Origin of the sequence: Streptomyces sp. YS415, assembly GCF_023544665.1 — a bacterium.
Lineage (GTDB): Bacteria > Actinomycetota > Actinomycetes > Streptomycetales > Streptomycetaceae > Streptomyces.
Window position 1 is genome coordinate 199,680 of the sequence record NZ_JAMJFL010000007.1, and the last position, 12,220, is coordinate 211,899.

10 protein-coding genes are annotated in these 12,220 nt (G+C 73.8%); 7 read left to right on the forward strand and 3 right to left on the reverse strand.

What is annotated here, in order from left to right; genetic code table 11:
* Positions 1 to 41: 41 nt before the first annotated feature.
* On the reverse strand, positions 42 to 830 hold the full coding sequence (locus tag M8H82_RS11580) for a glutamate racemase (RefSeq protein WP_250072912.1): 789 nt from the start codon (positions 828 to 830) through the stop codon (positions 42 to 44).
* A 57-nt stretch (positions 831 to 887) separates the two neighbouring features.
* Here M8H82_RS11580 and M8H82_RS11585 point away from each other — a divergent pair, with 57 nt between their 5' ends.
* Positions 888 to 2,051 carry a glycosyltransferase gene (locus tag M8H82_RS11585; RefSeq protein WP_250072913.1) on the forward strand — a complete coding sequence of 388 codons (1,164 nt, stop codon included), beginning with the start codon at positions 888 to 890 and terminating at the stop codon, positions 2,049 to 2,051.
* Here the strand turns inward: M8H82_RS11585 and M8H82_RS11590 are convergent, their stop codons facing one another.
* Positions 2,052 to 3,311, reverse strand: coding sequence for a TerD family protein (locus M8H82_RS11590; RefSeq protein WP_250073077.1), 1,260 nt, complete (start codon positions 3,309 to 3,311; stop codon positions 2,052 to 2,054).
* A 303-nt stretch (positions 3,312 to 3,614) separates the two neighbouring features.
* Between M8H82_RS11590 and M8H82_RS11595 the strand changes: the two genes are divergently transcribed.
* The 5 genes from M8H82_RS11595 to M8H82_RS11615 all read left to right on the forward strand — a co-directional run bounded on the left by M8H82_RS11595 (position 3,615) and on the right by M8H82_RS11615 (position 8,758).
* Entirely contained in the window at positions 3,615 to 4,061 is a 447-nt protein-coding gene (locus M8H82_RS11595; RefSeq protein WP_250072914.1) for a DUF6643 family protein, read from the forward strand.
* A gap of 42 nt (positions 4,062 to 4,103) precedes the next feature.
* Positions 4,104 to 4,931 (forward strand): MOSC domain-containing protein, encoded by an 828-nt coding sequence (locus M8H82_RS11600; RefSeq protein ID WP_250072915.1) that lies wholly within the window; start codon positions 4,104 to 4,106, stop codon positions 4,929 to 4,931.
* Between the two features lie 158 nt (positions 4,932 to 5,089).
* On the forward strand, positions 5,090 to 5,698 hold the full coding sequence (locus M8H82_RS11605; protein ID WP_250072917.1) for a hypothetical protein: 609 nt from the start codon (positions 5,090 to 5,092) through the stop codon (positions 5,696 to 5,698).
* A gap of 158 nt (positions 5,699 to 5,856) precedes the next feature.
* The gene (locus M8H82_RS11610) at positions 5,857 to 8,301 is read left to right on the forward strand and encodes a right-handed parallel beta-helix repeat-containing protein (protein WP_250072919.1); all 2,445 of its coding nucleotides are present in this window, start codon (positions 5,857 to 5,859) and stop codon (positions 8,299 to 8,301) included.
* A 70-nt stretch (positions 8,302 to 8,371) separates the two neighbouring features.
* On the forward strand, positions 8,372 to 8,758 hold the full coding sequence (locus M8H82_RS11615; RefSeq protein WP_250072921.1) for a VOC family protein: 387 nt from the start codon (positions 8,372 to 8,374) through the stop codon (positions 8,756 to 8,758).
* Between the two features lies 1 nt (position 8,759).
* Here M8H82_RS11615 and M8H82_RS11620 read toward each other — a convergent pair whose 3' ends face one another.
* Positions 8,760 to 11,072, reverse strand: coding sequence for a hypothetical protein (locus tag M8H82_RS11620; RefSeq protein ID WP_250072923.1), 2,313 nt, complete (start codon positions 11,070 to 11,072; stop codon positions 8,760 to 8,762).
* Between the two features lie 290 nt (positions 11,073 to 11,362).
* On the opposite strand from M8H82_RS11620, the gene M8H82_RS11625 reads away from it, so the two are divergent.
* Positions 11,363 to 12,193, forward strand: a complete 831-nt coding sequence (locus tag M8H82_RS11625; RefSeq protein ID WP_250072925.1) for a DeoR/GlpR family DNA-binding transcription regulator — start codon at positions 11,363 to 11,365, stop codon at positions 12,191 to 12,193.
* Positions 12,194 to 12,220: the final 27 nt, after the last annotated feature.

Sequence of the window (12,220 nt, forward strand, 5' to 3'; positions counted from 1 at the left end):
GGTGACTGGCCCGGGTGGGCGTCCTTCGGACGGGCCGCCGGTCAGCGGGTGGGGGTGACCGCCGGCAGCAGCAGCTGCCCCTCCGCGTAGGCCAGGGCGGGCTCGGGCAGGGCGCCCTCGCGTCCGCTCAGCAGCACCGTGAGGGTGCCGCTGGCGTCGGCCTCGGGAGCGGGCTGCGCGCCGATCCGGCGCAGCGCCTGGGCGGCGACGGCCTCGGCGGAGCCGCGCAGGACCAGCGGCGGGCGGCCGGGCTGCTGCACGGCGGCGCGGATGCGCTCGGCGACCAGTTCGTAGTGGGTGCAGCCGAGGACGACGGTCGTCACGTCGTCGGGGGTCAGGGCGGCGGCCGCGGCGACGGCGGCGGTGATCGCGTCCTCGTCCGCGTGCTCCACGGCCTCGGCGAGCCCGAAGCAGGGCACCTCGGTGACCGCCACCCCGTCGGCGAAGTTCTCGATGAGATTGCGCTGATAGGGGCTGCCGGTGGTGGCGGGCGTCGCCCAGATCGCGAAGGGGCCGCCGCCGGCCGCGGCGGGCTTGATCGCGGGGACCGTGCCGATCACCGGGACGGCCGGTTCCAGCCGGGCGCGCAGGGCGGTCAGGGCGTGCACGCTCGCGGTGTTGCAGCCGACGATCAGCGCCTCGGGCCGGTGCGCGGCGGCGGCCTCGGCGACGGCGACGGCGCGCCGGGTGAGGTCCTCGGGGGTCCTCGGTCCCCAGGGCATGCCGTCCGGGTCGAGGGAGAGGACGAGATCTGCGTCGGGCCGCAGCCGTCGTACCGCGGCGGTGGCCGCGAGCAAGCCGATTCCGGAGTCCATCAGCGCGATCTTCACCCGGCCACGATAGTCGATGGGCCCTTGCTGGCCGGTGGCGTGGGGCAGACTGCGCGGGTGAGCGCCTTCGTGTGGACCGCCGTCGCATCACTCGCCGCCTGGCTGTGGCTGCTGCTGTGTCAGGGCTTCTTCTGGCGCACCGATGTACGGCTGCCGGACCGGCGGGAACCGCGCGCGTGGCCGTCCGTGGGTGTCGTCGTACCGGCACGCGACGAGGCGGCGGTCCTGCCCGACAGCCTCCCTTCACTGCTGGCCCAGGACTATCCCGGGCGGGCCGAGGTCTTCCTCGTCGACGACGGCAGCTCCGACGGCACCGGGCTCCTGGCGCGCGAGCTCGCCGACCGGCACGGGGGGCTGCCGCTGACCGTGGACTCCCCCGGTGAACCGCCCGCCGCCTGGACCGGCAAGCTGTGGGCGGTGCGCCACGGGATCGGCCTGGCACGCGCGCGTGAGCCCCGCTATCTGCTGCTGACGGACGCCGACATCGCCCACGCGCCCGACAGCCTGCGGCAGCTCGTCGCCGCCGCGGAGACCGGCGGCTTCGACGCGGTCTCGCAGATGGCCCGGCTGCGGGTGCGGAGCCCCTGGGAGCGGATGATCGTGCCGGCCTTCGTCTACTTCTTCGCGCAGCTGTACCCCTTCCGCCGCATCGCCGCGCCGGGGACCCGCACGGCGGCCGCGGCGGGCGGCTGTGTGCTGCTGCGCACGGACGCGGCCGAACGGGCCCGGATCCCGGACGCCATCCGGCACGCCGTGATCGACGACGTGGCGCTGGCGCGGGCGGTGAAGGGGAGCGGCGGGCGCATCTGGCTCGGCCTCGCCGACGGGGTGGACAGCGTGCGGCCGTACCCCCGGCTGCACGACCTGTGGCGGATGGTCTCCCGCAGCGCGTACGCGCAACTGCGCCACAACCCGCTGCTGCTCGTCGGTACCGTCGCCGGGCTCGCACTCGTCTACCTGGTCCCCCCGGTGGCCCTCGTGGCGGGGGACCCGGCGACGGCGACGGCCGGCGGGCTCGCCTGGCTGGTGATGACCGGGACGTACGTCCCGATGCTCCGCTACTACCGGCAGCCGCTCTGGCTCGCTCCCCTGCTGCCGGTCACCGCGCTGCTCTACCTGCTGATGACGGTCGACTCCGCGGTCCAGCACTACCGCGGGCGCGGCGCGGCCTGGAAGGGCCGCACCTACGCCCGGCCGGACGCGGTGCCCGAGGAGGGCTGACTACTTGCGGCCGGGCGTCCAGTTCATGCCCCAGCCGTACGCGTAGTCCACGGTCCGCTGCGGGCTCACCCCGCGCTCGGGCACCAGATAGCGGGCCTCGCGCTGGACGACGAGGTCGCTGCCGGTGTTGGTGATCAACGCCAGCGCGCACACCGTGGAGGGCACCGTGCACTCGTCGAGCGAGAAGTCGACCGGGGCGCCGAACTGGGGCGTGAGGGTGACCGTGGCGTTCAGGTCGGCGAAGGAGCGCGCCCCCTCGTAGATGGTCACGAAGACCAGGATGCGCCGGAAGGCCCGCTGCTGGTCCAGGTTGACGGTGAGGTTCTCCCCCGTGGCGACGGCTCCGGTGCGGTCGTCGCCGTCCAGGTGGATGTACGGCGGCTGGTGGAGCGAGCCGTAGGCGTTGCCGAGGGCCTGGACGACGCCCTTGCTGCCGTCGGTGAGCTCGTACAGGGCGCACAGGTCGAGGTCGAGGTCGCTGTGCATGGCGATCGGCCGGCCCAGCTTGCTCGCCCAGCCCGAGAACTGCTTGCGCACCTGCCAGTTGAGGTTCACCCGCAGCGCGCCGGAGGTGCCTCCCTGCTTGGTCAGCGAGACCGAGGGGGCCGCCTTGGTGAGCGTCACCTTGCTGAGGCTGACCGGGGGTGCCTGGGGCGGGGGCGGGGCGGCCGGCGGCGTCGCGGGCGCGGAAGGCATCGTCGCCGCGGGGGCTGCGGGCGGCGCCGCGGGTGCCGCCTGCTGCGGCTCGTCCACGGTGATGCCGTAGTCGACGGCCAGGCCCTCCAGGCCGCTGCTGTAGCCCTGGCCGACGGCCCGGAACTTCCACGCGCCCTGTCTGCGGTAGAACTCGCCCAGCACGAAGGCCGTTTCGACGGTGGCTCCGGTGCTGTCGAACCGGGCCACCGAGGCCCCCTGGGCGGCGTCCTTGACCTCGATGGCGAGATCGGGGACCCGCCCGAAGGAGCCGCCGTCGGAGGAGGCGGCGAGGATGACGGTCTCGATCTCGGGCTCCACGCGTGCGAGGTCGACGAGGAGGGTGTCGGTCACCCGGCCGCCGGCGTCCCGCTTGCCCTCGTGCCGGACCGCGCCCGAAGCGTGCGCCGGCTGGTTGTAGAAGACGAAGTCCGCGTCCGAGCGGACCTTTCCGCCGACCAGCAGCAGCGCCGAGGCATCGGCGTCGGGCACCCCGGGGCCCGACCGCCAGCCCAGTTCGACGCGCAGCGCCGTCGTCGGCACCGGAACGTTCGATCCCTTCGGCATTGACATGTCCGCCCCCATCACGTGTCAGCGCGCCAGGTCGTGTCCCGGCCGGTTTCCTTCGGTTCCGTACAGGGTCAACCTATTCCCCGCACGCGGGGAAGCGGCACCGGAAGGGGGCGGGAAGATCGTCGGCCAACCGGCGGTAACCCCCTCGGAACTTGGCCTTTACCGGATCGGAGTCCGCAATGTCGTCCCTTTTTGCCAAGTTCGCTCGCATTGGGGATCCCGCGTCACCGCCAACACGGAAAACAACCCTCTTATCGGTCTCCCCAACCAGCACATCGTGGGCTTAACTTATGTGCCATGACCTCCCCCCGCTCCACTTATGGTGGCGGCTACTACTCCGCCTCCTTCCCGGACACCCCGATCTACGACTCGCTCGTGGCCGAGCGGGGCACCCCGCAGATCGCCCCGATCCGGGTCCCCGCCGCGTACGACACGAGCAGCAGCCATCTGCCCGCGCTCCCCTCGGCCCTGCCCGCCCTGCCGGCGGCACCCTCCCAGCCGTCCTACGGCAACGGCTACGGCTACGGCTACCCGCAGGCCCAGCAGCCCGCGCCGCTCCAGCAGGCCCCCGCCGCGTACATCCCGCAGCAGGCGGCCGCACCCCGCGGTTACCCCGGTCCGCAGCCCCAGCAGCCGCGCCCGGCGGCCCCCATGGGATACGAGGCGATGCGTCCCGCGGCGCCCCGGCCCGCGGCCCCGGTCTACCAGGACCCGTACAACAACCAGCAGTACCGCGGCTACTGAGCCGTTCCCCGGCCGGTCCGTGCCACCTGGCACGATGACTCCATGGGGAATGCGCGACTTGAGTCGATACACGTTCATCCGGTCAAGGCGTTCCGGGGCACCGCGCCCGCGGAGGCCGTGGTGGAGCCCTGGGGGCTGGCCGGTGACCGTCGCTGGATGCTGATCGACGACGGGGGAAAGGTCGTCACACAACGCCAGCAAGCGCGTCTCGCGTTGGCCGCCGCCGAGCTGCTGCCCGGCGGCGGCCTTCGGCTGTCCGCGCCCGGTATGCAGCCGCTGGACGTCCGGGTGCCGGAGCCCGCCGAGACCGTCCCGGTGGAGATCTTCCGCGACAAGGTCCAGGCGGTGCCCGCCGAGGACGACGCCGCGCATGCCTGGTGCAGCGCCTATCTCGGCAGCCCCGTACGCCTGGTGCACCTGGACGACCCGGCGACGCGCAGGCCCGTCGACCCGGAGTACGCGCTGCCCGGTGAGACCGTCAGCTTCGCCGACGGCTACCCGCTGCTGCTCACCTCGACCGCCTCCCTCGACGCCCTCAACGCCTTGATCGCCGCGGGCGATCACGCCGGCGAGGGGCCGCTGCCCATGAACCGGTTCCGGCCGAACATCGTGGTGTCCGGCACCGCCGCCTGGGCCGAGGACCACTGGTCCCGCCTCGCCGTCGGCGACGTCACCTTCCGGGTGGCCAAGAGGTGCGGGCGGTGCGTCGTCACCACCACCGACCAGGACACCGCGGGACGCGGCAAGGAGCCCCTGTCCACCCTCGGACGCCACCGCCGCATCGGCGGCAAGCTCGTCTTCGGGCAGAACCTGGTGCCGCTGACCGGCGGCACGATCCGGGTCGGGGACCGGGTGGAGATCCTCGCCTGACCCGCGGTGGCGGGAACCACTCGCGGCGGCCTGCGCGTTGAGTCTTTCGCGAGCAGTTCATGAGAGGTTCGGGCGCGGGTGGTGTGCTCTCCCTTCGGCCGGGATCGCGCGTGAGCGGCTCCGCGGGGGTGTCACGGAGCGGGAAGGGGGGCGGGACGGTGCGAGCCATCAGTGGGCTCTGGCGCTGGCGGCACAACCCGCTGCGCCGGGCGACCGACCTGGCCGAGGCCTGGGTCGCGCTGTGCGCCCTGCTGCTCCTGCTCGCCCTGGCCCCCGTGGCCGGCGCCCTGGTCGGCGCCGCCGCCCAGGAGGCGCTGCAGGAGTCGGTACGAGAACAGCGGGCCTCCCGGCACCAGGTGACGGCCACCGTCACCGGCACCCTGGGCGACTCCCCGCCGGACGCCGACCCGGAGACCGCCGCCACCGGCCGGGAGGTGCGCACCCGCGTGCTGGCCGACTGGACCGCGCCGGACGGCACCGAGCGGCACGGCGCGGTCACGACGCGGATCGACGACCCGCAGCCGGGTGACCGCTTCCCGCTGTGGACGGACCGTCAGGGCCGTATTGCCGCCCGCCCGCTGGACTCCGCGACGGCGACCACGCATGCCGTGCTGGCCGGGTTCGGCGCGGCTCTGCTGGTCACAGGTCTCGTGGAGAGTGCCCGGCGGCTGATCGTCTGGCGCATGGTCCGCCGCCGGTACGCCCGTTGGGACCGGGCCTGGGAGCGGGCGGGACCGGACTGGGGGCGGACCGGCGCCGGCAGCTGACCGCCTTCCGCCTCTGGTCAACCCCAGGACTGCGCGCACGCTACGGTGGACCGGCCGAGTCTTCGGCGAAGACCCAGGCGAGCCGGTCACAGGCGTGGCCGACGCGTCCCGAAGGCGACGAGCCGTCAGTACGACCGAGGTGGGGGCACAACAACACCATGGCACAGGGCACGGTCCAGGTGACGCACACCGGCACGTCGCGGTGGCGACGCCGCACGGGTGAGTACGCATCGCTCGCCGCAGCGCTCCAGGCCGCGGCCGACGGTGACGTCCTCACCATCGCGCCCGGTACCTACCGGGAGAACCTCGTCGTCCAGCGCCCGGTGACCCTGCGCGGCCCCGAGGGCTCCCCCGGCTCGGTGCGGATCGCCCCGCCGGACGGTGTGCCGCTGACCGTGCGGGCCTCGGCGGTGATCCAGGACCTGCATGTCGAGGGCCAGGACGCGGCGGCGCCCGCCCTGCTGATCGAGGAGGGCGCGCCGGAGCTGGCCGACATCCGGATCGTCACCCGTTCCGCCGCCGGCATCGAGGTGCGCGGCGGTGCCCGGCCGACCGTGCGGCGCTGCACCGTCGACAACCCCGCGGGCATCGGGATCGCCGTACTCGACGGCGGGGGCGGGGTGTTCGAGGAGTGCGAGGTCGTCGCGGCCGGCCAGTCCGGTGTCGCCGTACGCGGCGGGGGCCACCCCCGTCTGGAGCGCTGCCGGGTGCACCACGCCGGCGCGGGCCTGACGGCGACCGGTGAGAACTCCGCGCTGGAGGCGGTCGGTTGCGAGGTCTACGAGGTGCGGGGCAGCGGTGTCCAGATCACCGGCCGGGCCACCGCGCACCTCACCGACTGCGATGTGCACCGCACCGCCGCCGACGGGGTCACGCTCGACACCGACGCGGTGCTGACCCTCGCCGACTGCCGGATCCACGACATCCCGGAGAACGCGGTCGATCTGCGCTCCCGTTCCGTGCTCACCCTGACCCGTACGACGGTGCGGAAGTTCGGGCGAAACGGCCTGTCGGTGTGGGACCCGGGCACCCGCGTGGACGCCAACCAGTGCGAGATCTTCGACAGCACCGGCGACTACCCGGCCGTCTGGGTCAGCGACGGCGCCACCGCCGTCCTGGACTCCTGCCGCGTGCACGACGTGCCGGACGCCCTGTTCGTCCTCGACCGCGGCTCCCGCGCGGATGTCGTCGACAGCGACCTGTCCCAGGTGCGCAACACCGCCGTGTCGGTGAGCGACGGCGCCACCGCCCAGCTCGACGACTGCCGCATCCGGGACGCGGCGACGGGCGCCTGGTTCCGCGACCACGGCAGCGGCGGCACCCTCGCCAACTGCACGCTGGACGGCGTGCAGACCGGCGTCATCGTCACCAAGGGCGCCGACCCCACCATCGAGCGGTGCACGGTCGACTCCCCCGCCGAAGCCGGGTTCTATGTGTCGGCGGGCGGCCGGGGCAGCTTCCTGAACTGCCGCGTCACCGGCAGCGCGGGGTACGGCTTCCATGTCATCGACGGCTGCCGTACGACGCTCAGGAAGTGTCGCACGGAGCGCTGCGCCCGCGGCGGGTACGAGTTCGCGGACGCCGGCCCGGACACGGGCTCCGGGACCGGGCCCGTGGTGGAGGACTGCACGAGCGACGAGAGCGCGGGACTGCGCCCGCCGGCCGCGCCCCGGGAGCCGGTGGTGCAGACCGCGAGCCAGTCACCGGGCCTGCTCGGCGCCATCCCCGGCCAGCGCGCCGTCGACCAGGAGCCGTCCGCCCCGGCCGCCCCGGCCGCGCCGGAGCGGCCCGCGCGGACCTCCCAGGACGTCCTCGGTGAACTGGACGCGCTGGTGGGCCTGGACAGCGTCAAGCGCGAGGTGCGGGCGCTCACCGACATGATCGAGGTGGGCCGGCGCCGCCGGGAGGCGGGCCTGAAGGCCGCCTCCGTCAAGCGGCACCTGGTCTTCACGGGATCCCCCGGCACCGGCAAGACGACGGTCGCCCGGCTCTACGGCGAGATCCTGGCCTCCCTCGGCGTCCTGGAGAAGGGTCATCTCGTCGAGGTGTCCCGGGTCGACCTGGTCGGCGAGCACATCGGTTCCACGGCGATCCGCACCCAGGGGGCCTTCGACAAGGCGCGCGGGGGTGTGCTGTTCGTCGACGAGGCCTACGCGCTGTCGCCGGAGGACTCCGGCCGGGACTTCGGCAAGGAGGCCATCGACACGCTGGTGAAGCTGATGGAGGACCACCGGGACGCGGTGGTGGTGATCGTCGCGGGCTATACGGCGGAGATGGAACGGTTCCTTTCGGTCAACCCGGGAGTGGCCTCCCGCTTCTCGCGGACCATCACCTTCTGCGACTACAGCCCCGAGGAACTGCTGCGGATCGTGGAACAGCAGGCCGAGGAGCACGAGTACCGGCTGGCGCCGGGCGCCGCGGAGGCGCTGCTGACGTACTTCTCGGCGCTGCCCAAGGGGCCCGCGTTCGGCAACGGCCGTACCGCGCGGCAGACCTTCGAGGCGATGGTGGAGCGGCACGCGGGCCGGGTCGCCCAGGTGGCGGAGCCCAGCACGGAGGATCTGACACTGCTCTACCCGGAGGACCTGCCCGAGTCGCCGTGATCCCGGCCTCCTGGAACCATGGCCGCCGTGACGACGTGATCACGCGGAGCGCGCACGGAAAGGCACGGCCATGCTGGGACAGAGCAAGGCGTTCAGCGGTTTCTCCACGGACGACATCGGCAGGGCGAAGGAGTTCTACGGCACCACGCTCGGTATCCGGGTCTCCGAGGACATGGGGAACCTGCTGCTGCACCTCGGCGGGGACACCACCGTGTTCGTGTACCCGAAGGACAACCACACGCCGGCCTCGTTCACGGTCCTCAACTTTCCCGTGGAGGACATCGACCGGACCGTCACCGAGCTGGGCGCGCGGGGCGTGACGTTCGAGCGGTACGAGGGGTTCGGGCAGGACGACCAGGGCATCGCCCGCGGCGTCGAGCAAGGACAGGGGCCGGACATCGCCTGGTTCAAGGACCCGGCCGGGAACATCCTGTCCGTTCTGTCGGGAGACATGTAGGTCACGGCTCGGGGCGCGGGCCGGGCAGGTCCGGGCGCAGCCGGGCCAGCAGCCGTTCGCGTTCCTCGGCGAAGGCCGGGTCCGCCTGGTAGTCGGAGTGGCCGAGGACCGGCGCGGGCAGGGGGTGCTGTTCGGTGCGGCCGTAGGCGAGGGGGTCCCTGAGGGCGTCGCGGTCGACCTCGGGGCCGCAGTCGCCGGACAGCAGGACGGGGCCGCCGATGGGGTCGGTGGGCCGGTGCAGGTTGCGCCAGCAGTCGACGTCGTGGTGCAGGGCGCTGAGCGCGGCCGGGCCGAAGTGGGCGGGGAACCAGCGGCCGTAGAGGCGCTCCAGGGGGGAGCCGTAGGTCAGCAGGGCGACGCGCTTGCGGACGGACGGGTGCAGCTGCCAGGCGGCAGCCGCGGCCAGGACGCTGCCCTGGGAGTGGCCGGACAGCACCAGCCGTCCGCCCGTGGTCCGGGTCCAGGTGGCCATCCGCCAGGTCAGGTCGGGCACCGCCCGCTCGGCGTAGCAGGGCGGGGCGAAGGGGTGGGCGGCGCGCGGCCAGAAGGTGCCCACGTCCCAGAGGATGCCGATGCTGCGGCGGGCGGAGGCGTCCTTGTAGGCCCGCCGGCCCCAGGTGACGAACAGTATGAAGCCGAGGCCGATCAGCCAGGAGCCGAGGGCCTGGGCGGTCTCGGCGGCGCCCTGCACGAAGGCGTGCGCGGGTTCGGTGGCCTCGGCCGGGGTCTTGTCGGTGGTGAGGGCGCCCACGAGCGCCCCCGCGCCGAGCAGCAGGGTCGCGCCGGCGACGACGGCGACCAGAAGCGGGCCCCGGTCGGTGAGGGAGGCCATGGCGCGGGTGCGGGCGATACGGCGGCTGCGGGTGCTGTCCTGGGGCTCGCTGCCGTAGTCGCGCTTGACGGCGGCGAGTTCGGCGCGCGCGAGCCGCACGGTGTGCCGGCCGAGCCAGCCGCACAGCAGGAGCACCAGGAGCAGCAGCGGCGGGATGACGGACGCCTGCCAGGTCAGCAGGACCGGCGGGCCGGGGATCGAGGCGCGGGTGCCGTCCAGCCAGTCGGCCACGCGCTGGGCGACGCCGCCCGACATCACCCCGCCGAGGGCGCAGGCCAGCATGGTGACGGCCGGGCCGCCGAGACCCCGCATCGCGGCCCGCGGGTCGGGATGGGTGCGGTGCAGGACGGAGGCGATGACGGCGAGGGCGATGACGAGCAGTCCCTGGACGAAGGCGAGGGCGCCGAAGGTGGCGTCGCCGGGGAGCCGGCCGCTGGACGTCCACCCCGGGCGCTGCCAGGCGGCGTAGACCAGGGTGAGGGCCAGCAGGGCGAGGGAGACGAGCGGCAGGCGCCGGACGAGGGCGTTGTCGCGCCGATGGTCGAGGCGGTGCTCGCTGCGGCCGCGGCGGCACACCACCCAGACCACGACGACCGCCGCGCTCAGCAGGGACGCCTCCATGAGGCGGCCCAGGGCGTCCAGGGCGGCGGGGCCGCCGGGCCGGTGGTCGAAGCGGGCCGCCGGAAGACCGGCCGCGGCGGCGACCGTGAGCAGGCCCGCCGCGGTGTGCGCGGCGCGCAGCCGGGCGACCAGGCGGCGGCCGTACCAGAAGCCGGGGCGGCCCAGCGCGGTGCGGTCGGTGTCCTCGTCGGGCTCGCTCGCGCGGGTCAGCGGCTCCTGGGACTCGTACGCGCTCCAGGTGCGGTGGGAGAGGTACCAGAGCAGGCCGGTGAGGGCGAGCGGCACCAGGGCGGCGAGGGCGAGGCGGCGGCCGGGCAGGCTCCACCAGCCGGCGTCCGCGGCTCGCGGCGACAGGAAGTCCAGCCAGGAGTGCCGCTGCGCGCACGCGGGGGTGCCCGCGCACTGCCAGGCGGTGAGGTCCAGGGCCACCTCGCAGGCCGCCGCGACGAGCAGCACCGTCAGGGACAGCGCGGCGAGGCGGACGAGCAGGCCGTAGAGGCGGACCGTGCGCAGCCGGCCGCGGGCGCTGGGGCGCATCCAGTGGGCGAGGTTGACCACCATGAAGGGCAGCAGCAACAGCCACAGGGCGCGGGCGCCGTGGCCGGAGGTGAGGTTGCACCAGACGTAGGCCTCGGGGACCGGCCGGTCGCGGTAGTCGTCGGGGCGGGACTCGGCGTCGACGTCGTCGGCGCGCCGGAAGACGGCCGCGGTGTCGTCGCCGGTGATCCGCTCCGTACGGGGATCGCCGAGCATGTCCGCGGGCGTGGTGCCGCCCACGCCGTGGACCAGGAGTTCCAGGGCGATGCCGGCTTGCCCGGGCCGCGCCGCGGCGGCCGGGGCCTGGTCTGGCGCACGTTCCACTGTTCGCACTTCCCCCGTGACGAGCCGTCGGCTTGTGTCCGTGCGGGCACCAGGATCTCCGCTCGGCGGCCGGCTCACACCCCTCCTCACGGAATCTCCCCGATCCGGGTGACGGACGGGGAACGGATGAGGCGTGCGTGACATGTGCGCGTCGGGCAGCCGGTGGCGCGTGCCGTGCCGCGGCGTGCAAGGATGGGACGTCCGCGGCCCCGAAACGGTGAGAATGTGCTCGTCGGAGCGGGTGTGCAAGGCGGGTGGGACGGTTTGAGGCGAAAGGAACCGGAGCGTACGTGAGTGAGAATCAGAACCTCCTCGCGGAGCAGCGGCGCGCCCTGATCCTGGACGAGGTCCGGCGCCGCGGCGGGGTCCGGGTCAATGAGCTCACCCGGAAGCTCGGCGTGTCGGACATGACCGTGCGCCGTGATCTCGACGCGCTGGCCCGGCAGGGCGTGCTGGAGAAGGTGCACGGCGGCGCGGTGCCGGTGGTCGAGGCGAGCACCCATGAGCCGGGCTTCGAGGCCAAGTCGGGTCTGGAGCTGACGGCCAAGGAGGACATCGCGCGGGCCGCGGCCGAGCTGGTGGCCCCGGGTGCGGCGATCGCGCTGTCCGGGGGGACGACGACGTACGCGCTGGCCCATCAGCTGGTGGACGTGCCCGACCTCACCGTCGTCACCAACTCGGTGCGGGTGGCCGACGTCTTCCATGTCGCGCAGCGCACCTCGGGCCCCCGGCAGGGCGCGGCCACGGTGGTGCTGACCGGCGGGGTGCGCACCCCGTCCGACTCGCTGGTGGGACCGGTGGCCGACCAGGCCATCGCGGCGCTCCACTTCGATGTGCTGTTCCTCGGCGTGCACGGCATATCGGTGGAGGCCGGCCTGTCGACGCCGAACCTCGCCGAGGCCGAGACCAACCGTCGTCTGGTGCAGTCGGCGCGCCGGGTCGTGGTGGTCGCCGACCACACCAAGTGGGGTGTGGTGGGGCTGAGTTCGTTCGCCGCGCTGCACCAGGTGGACACGCTGGTGACTGACCGGGGCCTGGCCGTCGAGGCGCGCGCCGAGGTCTCCGAGCAGCTGCGGCGGCTGGTCGTCGCCGGTGAGCCGGAAGGCGCCGCAGACAGCTGACGTCCCCTCAACTAGGGTGGCGTTTCC

Bases quoted from the DNA above. Each gene is read 5' to 3' on its own strand.
- M8H82_RS11615 (WP_250072921.1), top strand. From the start codon at position 8,372: ATGCTGGGACAGAGCAAGGCGTTCAGCGGTTTCTCCACGGACGACATC.
- M8H82_RS11595 (WP_250072914.1), top strand. From the start codon at position 3,615: ATGACCTCCCCCCGCTCCACTTATGGTGGCGGCTACTACTCCGCCTCC.
- M8H82_RS11610 (WP_250072919.1), top strand. From the start codon at position 5,857: ATGGCACAGGGCACGGTCCAGGTGACGCACACCGGCACGTCGCGGTGG.
- M8H82_RS11590 (WP_250073077.1), bottom strand. From the start codon at position 3,311: ATGCCGAAGGGATCGAACGTTCCGGTGCCGACGACGGCGCTGCGCGTC.
- M8H82_RS11600 (WP_250072915.1), top strand. From the start codon at position 4,104: ATGGGGAATGCGCGACTTGAGTCGATACACGTTCATCCGGTCAAGGCG.